The sequence below is a fragment of the Myroides sp. JBRI-B21084 genome, assembly GCF_030545015.1.
GTDB lineage: Bacteria > Bacteroidota > Bacteroidia > Flavobacteriales > Flavobacteriaceae > Flavobacterium.
Genome location: NZ_CP120653.1, coordinates 1133727 through 1151524 on the forward strand (window position 1 = coordinate 1133727; position 17798 = coordinate 1151524).

17 protein-coding genes are annotated in these 17798 nt (G+C 30.8%); 7 read left to right on the plus strand and 10 right to left on the minus strand.

Annotation, left to right across the window (positions count from 1 at the left end; genetic code table 11):
• Nucleotides 1–8: 8 nt before the first annotated feature.
• The 5 genes from P3875_RS05565 to P3875_RS05585 are packed head-to-tail and all read right to left on the minus strand — an operon-like array spanning nucleotide 9 to nucleotide 3279.
• The gene (locus tag P3875_RS05565) at nucleotides 9–515 is read right to left on the minus strand and encodes a mechanosensitive ion channel family protein (RefSeq protein WP_303445289.1); all 507 of its coding nucleotides are present in this window, start codon (nucleotides 513–515) and stop codon (nucleotides 9–11) included.
• Nucleotides 515–1096 (minus strand): Maf family nucleotide pyrophosphatase, encoded by a 582-nt coding sequence (locus P3875_RS05570; protein WP_303445290.1) that lies wholly within the window; start codon nucleotides 1094–1096, stop codon nucleotides 515–517. Before P3875_RS05570 ends, P3875_RS05565 begins: the two co-directional genes overlap by 1 nt.
• A 1-nt stretch (nucleotide 1097) precedes the next feature.
• Nucleotides 1098–1991, minus strand: a complete 894-nt coding sequence (locus tag P3875_RS05575) for a hypothetical protein (RefSeq protein WP_303445291.1) — start codon at nucleotides 1989–1991, stop codon at nucleotides 1098–1100.
• Between the two features lie 18 nt (nucleotides 1992–2009).
• Nucleotides 2010–2537 carry a KdsC family phosphatase gene (locus P3875_RS05580; RefSeq protein ID WP_303445292.1) on the minus strand — a complete coding sequence of 176 codons (528 nt, stop codon included), beginning with the start codon at nucleotides 2535–2537 and terminating at the stop codon, nucleotides 2010–2012.
• Nucleotides 2530–3279, minus strand: coding sequence for a Rossmann-like and DUF2520 domain-containing protein (locus tag P3875_RS05585; RefSeq protein WP_303445293.1), 750 nt, complete (start codon nucleotides 3277–3279; stop codon nucleotides 2530–2532). Before P3875_RS05585 ends, P3875_RS05580 begins: the two co-directional genes overlap by 8 nt.
• A 201-nt stretch (nucleotides 3280–3480) precedes the next feature.
• Here P3875_RS05585 and P3875_RS05590 point away from each other — a divergent pair, with 201 nt between their 5' ends.
• A complete protein-coding gene (locus tag P3875_RS05590) occupies nucleotides 3481–5097 on the plus strand; it encodes an ABC-F family ATP-binding cassette domain-containing protein (protein WP_303445294.1) in 1617 nt (538 codons plus the stop codon).
• 92 nt (nucleotides 5098–5189) lie between these two features.
• Nucleotides 5190–5606, plus strand: a complete 417-nt coding sequence (locus tag P3875_RS05595; RefSeq protein WP_303445295.1) for a (4Fe-4S)-binding protein — start codon at nucleotides 5190–5192, stop codon at nucleotides 5604–5606.
• 4 nt (nucleotides 5607–5610) lie between these two features.
• Here the strand turns inward: P3875_RS05595 and P3875_RS05600 are convergent, their stop codons facing one another.
• Nucleotides 5611–7809 carry an FUSC family protein gene (locus P3875_RS05600; RefSeq protein ID WP_303445296.1) on the minus strand — a complete coding sequence of 733 codons (2199 nt, stop codon included), beginning with the start codon at nucleotides 7807–7809 and terminating at the stop codon, nucleotides 5611–5613.
• Nucleotides 7810–7922: 113 nt separating this feature from the next.
• Here P3875_RS05600 and def point away from each other — a divergent pair, with 113 nt between their 5' ends.
• The 3 genes from def to mazG are packed head-to-tail and all read left to right on the plus strand — an operon-like array spanning nucleotide 7923 to nucleotide 9908.
• Entirely contained in the window at nucleotides 7923–8510 is a 588-nt protein-coding gene (gene def / locus P3875_RS05605) for a peptide deformylase (RefSeq protein ID WP_303445297.1), read from the plus strand.
• A 54-nt stretch (nucleotides 8511–8564) separates the two neighbouring features.
• Entirely contained in the window at nucleotides 8565–9083 is a 519-nt protein-coding gene (locus P3875_RS05610) for a DUF5606 family protein (RefSeq protein WP_303445298.1), read from the plus strand.
• A 42-nt stretch (nucleotides 9084–9125) separates the two neighbouring features.
• The gene (mazG, locus tag P3875_RS05615) at nucleotides 9126–9908 is read left to right on the plus strand and encodes a nucleoside triphosphate pyrophosphohydrolase (protein ID WP_303445299.1); all 783 of its coding nucleotides are present in this window, start codon (nucleotides 9126–9128) and stop codon (nucleotides 9906–9908) included.
• A 59-nt stretch (nucleotides 9909–9967) separates the two neighbouring features.
• On the opposite strand, the gene P3875_RS05620 is transcribed toward mazG, so the two are convergent.
• From P3875_RS05620 to P3875_RS05630, 3 genes are read right to left on the minus strand one after another with little or no spacing between them, the layout of a single operon-like run.
• The gene (locus P3875_RS05620; protein WP_303445300.1) at nucleotides 9968–10357 is read right to left on the minus strand and encodes an acyl-CoA thioesterase; all 390 of its coding nucleotides are present in this window, start codon (nucleotides 10355–10357) and stop codon (nucleotides 9968–9970) included.
• 10 nt (nucleotides 10358–10367) lie between these two features.
• Entirely contained in the window at nucleotides 10368–12014 is a 1647-nt protein-coding gene (locus P3875_RS05625; protein ID WP_303445301.1) for a ribonucleoside-diphosphate reductase subunit alpha, read from the minus strand.
• A 20-nt stretch (nucleotides 12015–12034) separates the two neighbouring features.
• Nucleotides 12035–13009, minus strand: a complete 975-nt coding sequence (locus tag P3875_RS05630; protein ID WP_303445303.1) for a ribonucleotide-diphosphate reductase subunit beta — start codon at nucleotides 13007–13009, stop codon at nucleotides 12035–12037.
• Between the two features lie 590 nt (nucleotides 13010–13599).
• Here P3875_RS05630 and P3875_RS05635 point away from each other — a divergent pair.
• Both P3875_RS05635 and P3875_RS05640 read left to right on the plus strand, forming a co-directional pair.
• On the plus strand, nucleotides 13600–16170 hold the full coding sequence (locus P3875_RS05635) for an adenosylcobalamin-dependent ribonucleoside-diphosphate reductase (RefSeq protein ID WP_303445304.1): 2571 nt from the start codon (nucleotides 13600–13602) through the stop codon (nucleotides 16168–16170).
• 65 nt (nucleotides 16171–16235) lie between these two features.
• Nucleotides 16236–16607 carry a hypothetical protein gene (locus tag P3875_RS05640; RefSeq protein ID WP_303445305.1) on the plus strand — a complete coding sequence of 124 codons (372 nt, stop codon included), beginning with the start codon at nucleotides 16236–16238 and terminating at the stop codon, nucleotides 16605–16607.
• Between the two features lie 54 nt (nucleotides 16608–16661).
• Here the strand turns inward: P3875_RS05640 and P3875_RS05645 are convergent, their stop codons facing one another.
• Nucleotides 16662–17798, minus strand: a complete 1137-nt coding sequence (locus P3875_RS05645; RefSeq protein ID WP_303445306.1) for a PepSY-associated TM helix domain-containing protein — start codon at nucleotides 17796–17798, stop codon at nucleotides 16662–16664.

Below are 17798 nucleotides of genomic sequence, written 5' to 3' on the forward strand. Positions count from 1 at the left end.
TTTAAAAACTATAAAATAACAACTGCTTTTTGTAAAAATAAGTTGTTTGGATAAGAAATAATTTCGCCTTCAGGTGTTATTAATATGGTATGAAAAGCTTTAATATCATCAATTTCAGCTTCAATAGGAAAGTCTTTATCTTGTATTCTAATACGGTCGCCAATTTTAAAAGGAAACGAGAAAAACATAATTACTCCAGCGGTTAAATTACTTAAAACCGACCATTGTGCAAATAATGCTACGCCAATAAAAGTTATGGCAGCACCAATAAAACCAAATAATTGTGTAGTGTTAACTCCCCAAAATAAAATGGTAAAAATTAAGAATAATATATTTAAAAGCGAATTAAAGTATTTAATAATAAGCTTACTTCTATTATCAGATTTTGTAGAATACTCAGAAAATTTTAAAACAACTTTTTTAATTATTAAACGTAATATGTAAACCAAAATAAGTAAAATAACGGTAATAGCAATTTTACCGTAATAATTATGTAGATAAAAATCTTGAAACATTACCAATTTAATAATTCGTTATACAATTTTTCCATAGGCATACCCACAACATTTGTGTATGAGCCGTTAATTTTTTTTATACCAATTAATCCAATCCATTCTTGTATACCGTAAGATCCGGCTTTATCAAAAGGTTTAAAAGTATCTACATAATACGCAATATCATTTTTTTGGAGCACGTTGAAAGAAACTTCAGTAACATCGTAAAAAAGATGTTCTTTTTCGGCAGATTTAATACAAACCGCACTTATTACTTGGTGTGTTTTATTTGATAATTTTTCAAGCATTTCAATTGCTTCTGTTTTATTTTCGGGTTTACCAAGTGATGTTTCATCAACCCAAACAATTGTATCGCACGTAATAACAATATCGTTTGGTGCTAAATTGTTAAAAACCGATGCTTTTTGCAAAGCAATATATAAAGCAATATCCTTGCCCGTTAAATGGGAAGGATATTCTTCGTTTACGTTTGCTGGTGAAACGCTAAAATGTAAGCCTAAATCGGTTAAAAATTGTTTTCTTCTAGGTGAATTTGATGCTAATATTAGGTTTTTTTTATCGAATTTTTCTTTTAGAATCATTTTATTTTAAATTGAAAAATAAAACTACGATAGAAAAAATAGTTAACCAAATGATTATGTTTAAAAAATTATTAATGCTGTTAAATTCTTCGGTAGTTTTAGCTTTCCATAATTTTGTAATGTAAATTAAATAAGGAATAATAACAGCAATAGCAATGTAACCTATTAATAAAGTTAGGTTCGTGTGTATGATACAAAACAATACAATTAAGGCTAGTGGAATAATAGATAAATAAGTTGTACGTTTGGCACCTACTAATCTTCCGTGAATGGTTGCTAATGATTTACGACTGTGCTTAATATCTAATTCCATGAATTTTAAATCCATAACAATGGTTTTTATAAAATACAAAAGCCAAAGTAATGCGCAAATTTGTAGCGATATGTTTAGTAATTGCTGTTTTGCAGGGTTGTGTTCAGCGTTCATTTCTAACGATGGCATTAAATCCATCAATACCAAATTAAACAACGGAAAAGCAATTATTAATGAATAAACAACGTTATCAAAAACCAAAATTTTACGCCATTGAGTTATGTACAGGTATAAAATTGCGGCTAAAGCTAAGAAAAAACCAAAATAATAAGTTTTATCAATGTAACCTGCTACGGTAATAGCAATTGCAATTCCTATGGCGTTTACACCAAGATAAATATAGTACGATTTTTCGATGTTTTTTTCGATGCTTTTATCTGGAAATTCTTCTTGCAGCACAATTTTGTATAACAAAACACCACCATATAAAATAAACCCAATTGCAACTAAAAACGAAAAAAAGTGAAGCTTTGTGAGTCCTAAATCATTAATTAAAGGTTCAAATAAAACAAATCTAAAAAGTAAAACCGCTACAACAAGTTGTAACATCATTTGTGCTTGATCTTTTTTTAGAACACTCATAGCTTATAAATTTAAATGTTAGTCAAACTTTGCTTCGAAATGTTCAAGCCATTTGCCTTGAACTTTCATAACTTGTTCAATTACATCGCGCACAGCTCCTTTTCCACCTTTCACATGCGAAATGTATTTGCTTAATTGTTTAATTTCGGGTACTGCATCTTGCGGACAAGCAGGTAAACCTACTTTTTGCATAACCCAATAATCGGGGATATCATCGCCCATATAAAGAACATTTTCGGGTTTAATATTATTTACATGTATGTATTCTTGGTAAATAGCTACTTTGTCTGGCACTCCCAAATGTATATCGTAAATGCCTAGGTTGCGTAACCGTATGCGAACACCTTCGTTTGATCCGCCCGAAATAATACATACATTATACCCTTTTTCTATGGCTGCTTTCATAGCATAACCATCGCGTATATTCATTTCTCTTAATAATTCTCCGGTTTGTGTTACGTGTATGGTTCCGTTGGTTAAAACACCATCAACGTCAAAAATAAATGTATTAATGTGGTTTAAATATTCTTTGTAACTTTTAGACATTTTGTTGTATGCTTTGTGTAATTAATTTGTATATCTCTTTAAAAATTGGATTTTTTAAAAAGTCTTCATGTTTTTCTATTGTTTTACTATCAAATCTTATTGCAGGTCCCGTTTGCGCTTCTTTAGGGCTTAAATATCTAATTTTATCAGCTGTTTCGTTTATTAAAGGTTTTAAAATATTAAAAGATATGTTGTTATCAGTACAAATTTTATTACCTATTGTATATAAATGATTTGTGAAATTGCTTACAAAAACCGCTGCAACATGTAAACTTTTTCGTTGATCCGATGAAATTTCATACACATTGTTAGATAGTAAATTAGCTAACAATTTTAATTCGTTTAAATCACTATCGTTTTCAGCTTCTAAGCACAAGGGTACTTCTTTAAAATTTACCTCTTTATTTTTAGAAAAAGTTTGCAAAGGGTAAAAAACACCTTTTCTGTTTTTATTGTTTAAAACATCAATAGCTGTTGTTCCCGATGTATGTACAACTAACTTGTTTTTATAAGGTATTTTTTCGGCAACTTCTTCAATTGCTCTATCCAATACTGCAATTAATGTAATATCGGCAGGTTTTAAATCATCAATTTGTACCAGTAAATTAAGAGCAAAAAAATCATCTATTTTTTCCAAAGAACGTACCCCAATGTTTTGTATTTTATAATTGTTTAAGTTGTTTATGGCACTAAATAAATGATAAGCTACATTGCCCCAACCTATTAAATTTATTGTTTTCATACAACCAAAGTTACATTAAAGAACAATAGCAAACCGATTTTAATTAAGTTAAATTTAATATAATTTTAAGAAAAAAAACATACGAACGTTAATTTTAAGAAAAATTGAGCAAAATACTCAAATTCAAACCCTTTAAATAAAAAGCAATTCTTTAAAATCGATATAATTTTGTAAATTTGCAGCTTATAAAAAAATATAAGTATGTTAACAGTTTCAAATTTATCTGTACAATTTGGAAAACGTATATTGTTTGATGAAGTAAATGCTACTTTCACTCAAGGAAATTGCTATGGTATTATTGGTGCTAACGGTGCCGGAAAATCTACCTTTTTAAAAATTATTGCTGGCGATATTGATCCAACATCTGGCCATGTAATTTTAGAACCAGGCAAACGTATGTCGGTTTTAAACCAAAATCACAATATGTTTGACGAACATACCGTACTAGAAACTGTTTTAATGGGAAATAAAGTGTTATTTGCTGTTAAAAAAGAAATGGACGAATTGTACGCAGATTATTCTGATGAAAACGCTGATAGAATTGGTGAATTACAGTTGCAATTTGATGAAATGAACGGTTGGAATGCCGATTCTGATGCAGCTTCAATGCTATCTAACTTAGGTATTTCTGAAGATTTACATTACACATTAATGGGCGAGGTGGAACCAAAATTAAAAGTTCGTGTGTTATTAGCACAAGCTTTGTTTGGTAATCCAGATGTTTTGGTGATGGATGAGCCTACCAACGACTTGGATTTTGAAACAATTGGTTGGTTAGAGAATTTCTTAGCTAATTATGAAAACACCGTTTTAGTTGTATCGCACGACCGTCACTTTTTAGATGCAGTTTGTACACATATTTCAGATATCGATTTTGGAAAGATCAATCATTTTTCTGGAAATTATACCTTTTGGTACGAATCTTCGCAATTAGCTGCCAAACAACGCGCACAACAAAACAAAAAAGCCGAGGAGAAAAAAGCAGAATTAGAAGAGTTTATTCGTCGTTTTTCTGCCAACGTTGCAAAATCTAAGCAAGCAACTTCACGTAAAAAAATGATCGAGAAGTTAAATGTAAACGAAATTAAACCATCTAGCCGTCGCTATCCAGCTATAATTTTTGAACAAGAGCGTGAAGCGGGCGATCAAATTTTAAATATTAAAGATTTAGAAGCATCTGTAGAAGGCGAAACGCTATTTAAAGGTGTTGATTTTAATATGGCAAAAGGCGATAAAGTAGTTGTTTTTTCTAAAGATTCACGTGCAACAACAGCGTTTTACGAAATTTTAAACAATAATTTAAAAGCAGATAACGGTACTTTTGAATGGGGTATTACAACCAATCAATCGTATTTACCTGCTGATAATCACCACTTTTTTACCGATGATTTAACATTGGTTGATTGGTTGCGCCAGTGGGCTAAAACCGAAGAAGAACGTGATGAGGTTTATGTTCGTGGCTTTTTAGGTAAGATGATTTTTTCGGGCGAAGAAGCGTTGAAAAAAGGTTCGGTTTTATCGGGTGGTGAAAAAGTTCGTTGTATGATATCGCGCATGATGATGTTGCGTGCTAACGTATTAATGTTAGACGAACCTACGAACCACTTAGATTTAGAGTCGATTACAGCGTTTAACAACTCGTTGAAAAACTTTAAAGGTTCGGTATTATTAACCACACATGATCATGAGTTTGCACAAACCGTTGGTAACCGTATTTTAGAATTAACACCAAACGGAGTTATCGATCGTTACATGACTTTTGACGAATATTTAGATGATGAAAAAATTAAAGAATTACGTACAAAAATGTATTCTTAATTATTTTTTATGATATTTTTTAAAAACAGTTCCAAAACGGAATTGTTTTTTTTGTTATATTTATATGTTAAATTTAGATAGAAATAAAAGTTATGAAACAATATAAAAAAGATACTTTAACCATTAATTGGGAACCTGAAAAATGCATACATTCAACCAAATGTTGGCGTGGCGAAACAGGTTTGCCAACGGTATTTAATCCAAAAGAAAAACCGTGGATTAAACCAGAAAACGAAGAAATTGAAACCATTATTGCTCATATAAAACAATGTCCAAGCGGCGCTTTATCGTACAGTTTAAACGATGAAATTGTTGTTGATACCAATGCCGCAACTAGCATTACCATACTTGCCAACGGACCATTACTTTGTACGGGTAAAATTAAAATTATTTACCCTAATGGAAATGAAGAGGAAAAAACGAACAATACCGCTTTGTGCCGTTGTGGTGCATCGGCAAATAAACCATTTTGCGACGGTAATCATGCAAAAGTTGGTTTTAAAGGCTAATAGGTTATTTCATTTTTAGGGTTAGCTTTTCAATTTTTTCTGAAAGGTTGCTCATAAAAATCAACTGATCAATAATTAGTTGAGATTCCTCTAATTTTTGAATTTTTAATTGCGCATCAATATCTAAATCGTCTACTTCTTTTCGGCGAATACTTTTTAATTCGCTTATACTAATGTAGTAATCTTCGTTAGTATCTGTATTTAAGTCAGCATCAACATTTAAATTGTGTAATGCCTGACTTAAATTGTTATTGGTATAATCCATTGCCAATTTAAAGGCTTTAGATGCTTCGGAAGTTTTATGAAACTGAATGTAAGTACCAATACTTGCAGCGCACGAAACCAACGTTTGGTTTAAAATGGTAAGTTCGTATAATTCGGCACGATTTATTTGTTTAGCTTTTGGTTCTTGAATCATTCGTTGAAAACTAGCCATTAAATTTCCTACTTCAATAAATGCATTTTTACGTGCAATTTTGTACGATGTAGCTGGTTCGCCTTTTTTAATGTAGTAATATTTAACTTCAACAATATAAAATTTAATTGCACGTAATGTGTTTTCTAAATAAGAGTTTACAGACTGTAATTCCCAGCTTGGCCATAAAAACCGAGTTGCTAAAAAGGCAAGCGTTGCACCTACTAAAGTGTCTAGAATACGGTAAATTAAATGTGATTCTGCATTATCGGTTAACAATCCATAAATTAAAATGATATAAATTGTTATAAAAGTTACGCCAACTTTATAATCGGTTGCCGAAAACCAAAAACCTAGTAGCATTGATACAATTGCTAAAAGGCTTAAAACTAAATTGCTATCAATAAAAATTAAAGCTATAATTCCTAAAATACCACCTATAAGAGTGCCAATTACCCGGTGAGCAGATCGTTGTTTGGTTAAACCATACCCCGGACGCATAATTACTACTATGGTAAGTAAAATCCAATAGGCGTTTTCAAATTTAAAAAACACACCAATTAACAAACCCATTAACATGGTTATTGTAATACGAAGTGAGTACCTAAACGTAGCCGATTTAAAGTTTAAATGATTGGTGAAAGTTTTAAAACTATAGTGTTCTGGGGTGAAAAACTTTTCTAAATCTTTATATTTACCTCTTAATTCATCGGCGTTTACACGCTCTTTATATACACGTTCTAACCCTTTAATTTTTTCAATTTGTTTATCGGCATAAAAAAGTAAATTGTTAATATGTACTGCTTTTTCATCGTAAACCGATATGTTTTGGTCTGTTAAAAACGTGTTTATTTTTTGTTTTAATTTTTTAAAATCGTTAACTAAACTACCTTTTGAATGGTATTTTTTATTTGTTTTAATATGAAAGGCCAATCTTTTTAATGTATATGCAAAATTATCGGCCAAAGTTTTATATTCAGTAACTATAGAAGCATCGTTTTTAAAAAAATCAATAAATTCAGCATGATTAAAAGTGTTAGCCATTGCCAATTCTAAAATTTCAACAAGTGATGTTAATGCTACTAATTGTTTTCTGTTGTTGTTAGAGTTTAAAGTGTATGCTTTGTTATACACCAAATATTCGCGAATGTGTTCATGTAATTCGTTAATTCTTATTTGTTTTTCAAGTAATTGTCTACTAATTTTTTCACGATCAGCGCTATTCGTCCACAACGCAGCTCTTAAATTTAGGTAATCACCAGTAATTTCAATACATTCTGCAACTTCTAAATTTATGTATCGGTTGGGTTTAATAAAATAAAAAAGTATCGAAACAAATGTGTAAAACAAACCACCTAGCAATAAATAAAGGCAATTTGTTAATAAAATTTCGGGCTTGTCATGATGTATAAATGATAAACTAATTGTAAGTAACAACGTAAATGATAACAAATTAGCCCTATGTCCAAAGAGTGAAATAAACGCCGAAAGAAAAATAAAAGCACAAAATAGAATTGTAAAAACAAAAAAATATTGATAAGTGTAAGTTAATGATAATGAAATGATTGGAATTAAAAAAGCAACCAAAAGTAAGCCAATTACTTTATGTTTAAAGTTACTTGAAATATCAATAGGTGCGCAAAGTAAAGCCCCTAAAGTAACTGTAAAAGCAGCTGTGAAATCGGCTGCGTCATAAAATACAAAAAAGGCCACAATAGCCGTAAATGTAATTTTAATGGCGTTATAAAATTGGTTGTCACCAAACTTAATAATTAACTTGTCAAACATCACTTAAAGAATTGAAAAAAGAGATCTACCTAATCAGGTATTAAAGTTATTAATTATAACTACATTTTTTACTATAATTTGTAACTTTGCACAGATATTTTAAAAACAAAAAAATGATTTTACCTATTGTTGGTTACGGCGATCCGGTTTTACGTAAAGAATGTGAAGAAATTACAAAAGAATATCCACAGTTAAATGAACTTATAAAAAACATGTACGAAACCATGGATAATGCGTACGGCGTTGGTTTAGCAGCCCCACAAATAGGTTTGCCAATACGTTTGTTTGTTGTTGATACCAAACCTTTTAGTGAAGACGAAGATTTATCTGCTGAAGAACGTGCATTTTTAGCAAGTTTTAGTTGCACCTTTATTAACGCTAAAATTTTAAACGAAGAAGGCAAAGAATGGGCTTTTAACGAAGGTTGTTTAAGCATACCGGGTGTACGTGAAGATGTGTATCGTAAACCTAATATAACTATTGAATACTTTGATGAAAATTTTCAAAAGCACACTAAAGATTTCACAGGCTATGCGGCACGTGTAATTCAACACGAATACGATCATATTGAAGGGGTGTTGTTTACCGATAAAATTTCATCACTAAAAAAGAAATTAAACGCCAAACGATTACAAAACATAATGGAAGGAAAAGTGTTTCCTGATTATAAAATGAAATTTATAAACAAAAAAGGTAGATAATTTTGGATATTAAATTCAAATTATGATATTTGTGACCTTGAAAAATTTTAAACAATGAGCGTAGAGAAAGTTTTAGCTATATCTGGAAAGCCAGGATTATACGAATTAAAAATCCAAACAAGATCAGGATTTATTGCAGAATCATTAATCGATGGTAAAAAATTAACCGTTGGTTTACGTAGCAACGTAAGTTTATTATCAGAAATTTCTATTTACACAGAAACAGGTGAATTAAAATTATTCGAAGTTTTTGCACGTATTGCAACTAAAGAAAATAACGGCCCTGCATTAGATCATAAATCAACAAATAACGAATTATTAAACTATTTTGGTGAAGTAATTCCAGATTTTGATCGCGATCGTGTATATGTGTCAGATATTAAAAAAGTTTTAAACTGGTATAATATTTTACAAGGTGCAAATTACATTGCAAATTTAAATGCGCCAGCTGTTAGTACAACAGGTTCGGTTACCATTAACAACACTACCGAAGAAACTGCAGAAACAGTTGTTGCCGAAGAAAAGCCTAAAGCTAAAAAAGCAACAAAAAAGAAAACTGAAGATAAAGAATAATAACTAAATCCGGCTTTTGCCGGATTTTTTATACCATTTGTTATGAGTAAACGCGCACAACAATTAAAAGCTTTTGAACGTTTGTTAGATATAATGGACGATTTGCGTGAAAAATGCCCCTGGGATAAAAAACAAACTTTTCAATCGTTAAAACACTTAACAATTGAAGAAGTGTATGAATTGAACGATGCAATTTCGGAAAATAATGATACCGAAATTAAAAAAGAATTGGGCGATATTTTATTACACATTGTTTTTTATGCTAAAATTGGCAGTGAAACAAACGTGTTTGATATAGAAGATGTTTGCAACACCATTTGCGAAAAGTTAATTTCCAGACATCCGCATATTTATGGTGATGTTGTGGCTACCGACGAAAAAACTGTTAAAGAAAACTGGGAAAAATTAAAACTTAAAGAAGGTAATAATTCGGTGTTAAGTGGTGTTCCTAATTCACTACCAGCAGTTGTTAAAGCTTTTCGTATTCAAGATAAAGTAAAAGGTGTAGGGTTTGATTGGGATAATAAAGCTGATGTTTGGGCTAAGGTTGAAGAAGAGTTAGCCGAGTTTAAAGCAGAAGTTGAACAGAATAACCTTGAAAAGCAAGAACAAGAATTTGGCGATGTATTATTTGCACTTATAAATTATGCGCGTTTTTGTAATATAAATCCTGAGGAAGCTTTAAATAAAACCAACCAAAAGTTTATTAATAGATTCACAAAAATGGAAGAATTAATTAAACAAGATTCTAAAACTATTGGCAACTTACCTTTAAAAGAATTAGATGTTTATTGGAACGAAGTAAAAAAAACTGAAAATAATTAATTTTTTATTTAAATTGTATTAAAAACAAAAGCACTCTTTTTTTGAGTGCTTTTTTGTATTTAATCTTTAATAACCTTTGTAGGGTTTTTATCTTTATCTAGCGCAACAAAAGTAAATTCACCATTTATTGCTAAGTATCGTATATCTGTGTACATTTCTTCAATATAAATTTCAACCGAAACCTTTAAGCTTTTGTTACCAACGTGAGTCACTTTTCCTATTAACTCCACAATAGTTCCTGCCGGAATAGGTTTGGTAAAATCTATTTTATCCGATGAAACCGTAACCATCATTTGTCTTGAAAAACGAGTGGCAGTAATAAAGGCAACTTCGTCCATCATATGCATAGCAGTTCCACCAAAAAGGGTATCGTAATGATTGGTAGTATTAGGAAAAACGGCTTTAAAAATTCGTGTTTCACTGTTTTTAATTCTTTCTTCTAATGTCATTTTTTTAAAATTAAGCTTCGCAACTTGAACAAGTTACTAAATTATTTACAAATTCTTTTGAAACACTTTGGCTGCGTTGATAATACAATGTTTTTACGCCCAATTTCCAAGCTTCTATTAACAAACGGTTTACTTCTTTAACGGGTAAATTAGCAGGTATGTTTAAGTTTAAACTTTGCGCTTGATCAATGTATTTTTGGCGAATTGAAGCTTGCAAAATAATTTCGTACTGACTAATTTCTTTAAATGTTTTAAAAACATCTTTTTCTTCTTGACTTAATTCTGATAAATGTTGAACACTACCGTGATTAAGCATAATGCTTCGCCAGGTTTCTTCGGTATCTAAGCCTTTTTTTTCTAATAAATCTTTTAGATATTTATTTTTTCGCATAAAGTTTCCTTTTGCTAAGCCAGCTTTGTAATAATTGCTACTAAAAGGTTCAATTCCGGGCGATGTTTGTCCTAAAATTGCCGATGATGATGTAGTAGGTGCAATAGCTAATAAAGTAGTATTTCTTCTGCCATAACCTTTTAAAACAGATGGTTCACCATAAATTCGAGCCAAATCTTGCGATGCTTTTAAAGCTTTTTCTTCTATTTCTTTAAAAATTTTATTGGTAAGCATTTTTGCTTCTAAACTTTCAAAAGCAATCATGTTTTTTTGTAAGTATGAATGCCAACCCATAACACCCAAACCTAGTGCACGGTGGTTTTTTGCAAAATCATGTGCCGATTTTAAGTAATAATTCCCTTCTGTTTTAGCGGTAAATTCACTAATTACAGCATCTAAAAAGTAAGTGGCTAATTTTACGGCTTCGGTATCTTTCCATTCATCATATAATTCTAAATTCATTGATGATAAACAACATACAAACGATTCTTCTTTATTAGAAGGTAAAGCAATTTCTGAACATAAATTACTTGCGTAAATTTGCATTTCTTTGTCTTTGTAAACTTCTGGTTTATTACGGTTTACGTTGTCTGTGAAAAATAAGTACGGTAGGCCTTTTTGTTGACGGCTTTCTAGTACTTTAGCCCAAACTTCGCGTTTTTCTTGGTCGCCATCTATCATATCTTGCATCCAATAATCGGGAACGCAAACACCGTAAAATAAATTTTGTATAGGATTTCCAATGTTTTTAATATCTAAAAACTCTTTAATATCATCGTGGTCAATATCTAAATAAGCTGCAAAAGCACCCCTGCGTACACCACCTTGCGATATGGTGTCCATAGCTGTATCAAACAATTTCATAAAACTTACCGCACCACTGCTTTTTCCGTTATCGGTTACAGCGCTTCCGCGCTCGCGTAATTCACCAAAATAGCCACTTGTACCACCGCCAATTTTAGTTTGCATAATTACCTCGCCTAATTTATGCGTAATGCCTTCAATATTATCGGGTACATAAACGTTAAAGCACGAAATAGGTAAACCGCGTTCGGTGCCCATATTTGCCCAAATAGGCGATGATAAACTCATCCAGCCTTTTTCAATCATTTCAATAAAAGCCTCGGCAAGTTCGGGTTTATAAAGTTGCTTTGCAGCTGCGTTTGCAATGCGTTCAATTGCTTTTTGCGTGGTTTCACCTTTAAGTAAATAACCACGGTTTAATATTTGTTCGCTTTCTTCGTTAAGCCACCATAATCTTTCCATAATTATTGTTTTTTTTTGAATTAAAATAAATCGTCGGCAGTAATACTTTTATCGTGTTTGGTATAATCAACAGGGCGTTTAGCAAAAAAATCGTCTAAACTATTTGCAAAAATTTCTTCTTCAAACCAAATCATGGGTTGGTAGGCATCGTTGTTCACAAAAAATAATTTGCGTAACCCAATTTTAACCAAACTTTCGTCTAAACGAAATTTCATAAAGTTTAATAAATTGTTTTTTGAAATGGTTTCAAGTTCGCCATATTCAAAAATCCAATCTAAAATTTCGCTTTCGATTTCAATAGATTCCTTTACAATTTCGTTTATTTCGTTAACAGTTGCTTCATCAAAAAAATCAGGAAATTCTTCTTTAATTTTATTAATGGTAAAAATACCAGCATTTGCATGAATTTGTTCGTCTACCGATGTCCATGCAATAATATTACTTACATTTTTCATGGCACCTTTAAAGCGTGTAAACGATAAAATAATAGCAAATTGACTGAAAAGCGATACGTTTTCTATTAAAATGGTAAACAAAATCAAAGATTTTAAATAATCTTTTTTGTTTTCGGCTTTTGAATGTTTTAAAGCATTTGAAAGATAATCGATGCGTTTTTTTATCACCGGAATTTCAATTACATTTTCAAAAGCGTTGTTATAGCCTAAAACTTCAAGTAAACGCGAATACGCTTCGGAATGGCGAAATTCACATTCGGCAAACGTGCTTCCCAAACCATTAAATTCGGGCTTAGGTAAGTGTAAATACAAATTGCCCCAAAATGTTTTTACGTTTACTTCAATTTGGGCAATAGCAAGTAAACTGCGTTTTACAATTTCTTGTTCTATTGGTGAAAGATGTGAATGAAAATCTTGAATATCGGCTGTGAAATCAACTTCAGAATGTACCCAAAACGATTTGTTAATAGCGTTTGTAAACTCTAAAATTTCTGGATACTCAAAAGGTTTGTAATTAATACGTTTGGTAAAAATACTCATGCTTTAATTTTTTATATGGAACAATTTGTGTAAACAGATAAGAAAAATCCATATAAAAAAAGAAGGTTTCTTAGCAGTTTACTTTATATGCGAAAGCAACGCTTTTTTTACAAGAGGTCTGACTTTTAAGTGGTTTGCTTAATTTACAGTTGCGCAACAGTTCAAGATTTACACTTGATTCTCTATTTTGTAAAAAATGTTATCAAATTTAGTTTTTATATTTTACTTTTCGATGCTTTTTTTTAATGAAATTATGAACAATTTTTGTTTATAACCTTATTTGCTTGATTTGCAATACTTTTTAATTTTTTAATTTTTAATTTCTTATTAATATTAAAAAAATGTAAACTTTTTTACTTTTAGTTTTTTTTAAACTGTTGATTTGTAGTTTTTTATTGTGTAATTTTTGTAAACTTTTAAAAATAAGTAGTTATTAACGCTTGTTGATAACTTTTATTTTTTTTTGAAATAAAAATTATTTTTAAAGCAAAAAGTTTGTAATTTTATAAAACAAACAAATGAAATAAGAACCTTGTTTAGTTGTTTGTTTTTGAATAGTTTAAACCGATCTACAAATTTAAAAATATACTATGGAAATAGCACCCGACGTACTAGAGGCAAAAAAAACATACACCAATGAGGAAGCCATTAACGCATCAACAGCATATTTTAAAGGCGATGTTTTAGCAGCTACAGTTTTTGTAAATAAATATGCGTTGAAAGATTCGCACGGAGCTATTTACGAAAAAACTCCTGATGATATGCACCGCCGAATTGCTTCAGAAATTGCACGTGTTGAAGCAAAATATGCAAATTCGTTAAGTGAAAATCAAATTTTTGATTTAATTAAAAACTTTACCTACATAATTCCGCAAGGAAGCCCAATGACGGGTATAGGTAATCCTTTTCAAATAGCTTCTTTATCAAACTGTTTTGTGATTGGTAACAATGGTGAAAGTGATTCGTACGGTGGTATCATGAAAATTGATCAAGAACAAGTACAGTTAATGAAACGCCGTGGTGGTGTAGGTCACGATTTATCACATATTCGCCCAAAAGGATCACCTGTTAAAAACTCCGCTTTAACATCAACAGGTTTGGTTCCTTTTATGGAGCGTTTTTCAAATTCAACTCGCGAAGTTGCCCAAGACGGTCGTCGTGGCGCTTTAATGCTTTCAGTATCTATTAATCATCCAGATGCAGAAGGGTTTATCGATGCAAAATTAGAACAAGGCAAAGTTACAGGAGCAAATGTTTCGGTACGTATCGATGATACTTTTATGCAAGCTGTAAAAAACAATACCTTATATACACAGAAGTATCCTATTTTTTCACAAAATCCTAAATATTCAAAAGATTTAAATGCAGCAGAATTATGGAAAAAAATAGTTCACAACGCTTGGAAATCTGCAGAACCAGGAATTTTATTTTGGGATACAATTATAAATGAATCGTTGCCTGACTGTTATGCAGATTTAGGTTACAAAACCCTATCAACAAACCCTTGTGGTGAAATTCCTTTGTGTGCTTATGACTCTTGCCGTTTGTTAGCAATAAATTTATTTTCTTACGTTGTAAATCCATTTACAGCCGATGCGTATTTTGATTTTGAGTTATTTAAAAAGCACGTTGCCATTGCGCAACGTATGATGGATGATATTATTGATTTAGAATTAGAAAAAATTGATACGATTATTGAGAAAATTGACGAAGATCCAGAAGATGCTGAAGTAAAGCGTATAGAGCGTAATTTATGGATTGAAATTCGTAAAAAAGCCGATGAAGGTCGTAGAACAGGTGTAGGAATTACTGCAGAAGGCGATATGTTAGCAGCTTTAGGCATTCGTTACGGTTCTAAAGAAGGTAACGAATTTTCAGTTAACTTACACAAAACATTAGCTTTAGCGGCTTATCGTTCATCGGTAGAAATGGCTAAAGAACGTGGTGCTTTTGCAATTTTTGATGCTAAACGAGAAGTAAAGAACCCGTTTGTATTGCGAATTAAAGAAAACGATCCGCAGTTATTTAACGATATGCAAGAATACGGACGTAGAAATATTGCATTGTTAACTATTGCTCCAACTGGTTCAACATCAATTTTATCGCAAACAACTTCGGGTATCGAACCTGTTTTCTTACCTGTTTATAAACGTCGTAGAAAAGTAAATCCAAACGATAAAGATGTACGTATTGATTTTGTTGATGAAGTAGGTGATTCATGGGAAGAATACGTGGTTTTTCACCATAAATTTAAAATGTGGATGGAAGTTAATGGAATTGATACCAATAAAAACTATTCGCAAGAAGAAATTAATACGTTAATTGAACAATCACCTTATTACAAAGCAACTTCTAACGATGTAGATTATATTAGTAAAGTTGAAATGCAAGGTGCTATTCAAAAGTGGGTAGATCACTCAATTTCTGTAACAATTAATGTTCCAAACGATGTTACCGAAGAATTAGTTGGACAATTGTATATGAAAGCGTGGGAAGTAGGTTGTAAAGGGGTAACCGTTTACCGCGATGGTTCACGTTCGGGCGTTTTAATTTCAAACGATAAAAAAGAAGAAAAGAAAAAGACCGAAAACACCAATGAAGACGAAGTTTCTTTTCCTACTAAACGTCCGCATGCTTTAGCTTGTGATATTGTACGTTTTCAGAATAACAAAGAAAAATGGATTGCGTTTATTGGTAAAATTGACGATAGACCTTACGAAATTTTTACAGGTTTAGCCGATGATGAAGATGGTATTTTATTACCACGTTGGGTAAATGATGGTTTTATAATTAAAAATCGTGATGAAAAAGGAAATTCTAGATACGATTTTCAATATGTAAATCAACGAGGCTACAAAACAACTATCGAAGGATTGTCGTACCGTTTTGATCCTGTTTTCTGGAACTACGCTAAATTAATTTCTGGAACATTACGCCACGGAATGAAAATTGAAAACGTGGTAGATTTAATTAACTCGTTACAATTAGATAACGAATCAATTAATACATGGAAAAACGGAGTTGCACGTGCTTTAAAACGATTTGTACCCGATGGTACCGAAGCGAACGGCCAAAAATGCAGCAACTGTAATTCAACTAACTTAATGTACCAAGAAGGTTGTTTAACATGTAAAGATTGTGGTTCATCAAAATGCGGATAAGCAATTAAAATATAAAAAAACGGAACTTTTTAGTTCCGTTTTTTTGTTTATATTTAAAATTAGAGATGAAAATTATAGTTGATAAAATAAATACGAAACCATATCATAGTTTATCGAAAAAAGATATTCAATTAATTTTAAGTAAAATACCAGTTAATTGGGTACATAATTTTACTATATTTAAAATTTCTGCTCAATTATTTACGAGTAGTGGTTGGGATAGGCCGGTTATAATGAATGTGAGTAAAAGAACTTTTAATATTTTATCACGAGGGTTAAAGAAAAATGATATAATAAAAGAGCTACTTATTGAGGTTTTTCTTTATTACACAAATATCAACTCCCAAGCCCAAGGGCATAAATTAACTAATAAACAACGTAAAGAGTTTGAGGGAATAATAGCTCCATTTTATGAAGAAATTCTAAAAGATATTTAAACAATTTAAAATATAAAAAAGTCAATGCATTAAACATTGACTTTTTTATATAATTTATGATTTTTTTCTACGTTTGTTTTGCCAAATTATAAACCCCGTAATTGGTAACGAAGCACAAATTAACGCCGCAAAAAAAGCAATTAATTTAGTTGTAAAACCACCAATGTTACCCGTATGTAAATCGTAATTATAAGAAGTAATTTTAGTACCTAAACTTAAATTTTTGTATGATTTAATATTAATTATTTGACCACTTGTTTGGTTTATATAATACCAAAAAAAAGCACTAGTTTTACCTTTTTGTAAACGGACTTGAAAATCATGTGGTTCGTTTTTATCTTTTAAACGAATAGAAATTTGGCTTGCATTTACATGATTTTGTAATATATATGCTAATCCGTTATTTAAGCTATTTGCTTCTTTTTGTGGAATAAATTCATACGAGTAGCTTTTTACTTTTTTATTTGATTGGAATACATCAAAACTTTTAGTCACTACATTTTTAAAATCAGGAAAAGCAAAAATCAATCCTGTAAAACAAAAAATTAAAACAAAAGGCAGTATGTAAAAACCTAAAACGTTGTGTAAATCATAATTCAAACGTTTAATTTTTGCGTTTGTTTTTATTGTAAAAGCTTGTTTTAAATTTCGTTTTTTTAGATTTTTAGGTATCCATAAGCACAAACCACTTAAACCAATAATTACAAAAAGCAAAGTTGCAATACCAACAATTAGCGAACCGTATTTTTTACCTAAAAGTAAATTCATGTGTATTTGTAGTACAATATTAAAAAACTCCTTTTTTGAATTTTCAAAATGTTGCACTTCGCCAGTATAAGGATTTAAAAATACCTGTTTATGATATACATGGTAATTTGTATAAAACAAAGCATTATTGTTGGTTTTTAGTGCTTTAAAAACCCAAGTTCTGTTTTTTTGAGGGAAAACTTCAACCCGAGAAATTATTTGGTTATTAGGTAATGCTTTTTCTGCAATTGCAATTAAAGAAGTAAGTTCAATTGGCTTATTTTTATTATGATTTTCAGATATAATAAAATATTTTTCAGGATAAAATAAAACCTTTAAATCGTCTTGAAAAACATATAAACAGCCAGAAATACTTACAAGTAAAACAATGCTACCTGTAAGTATTCCTAACCATTTGTGAAGCCAATTTATTTTTTTTCTCAA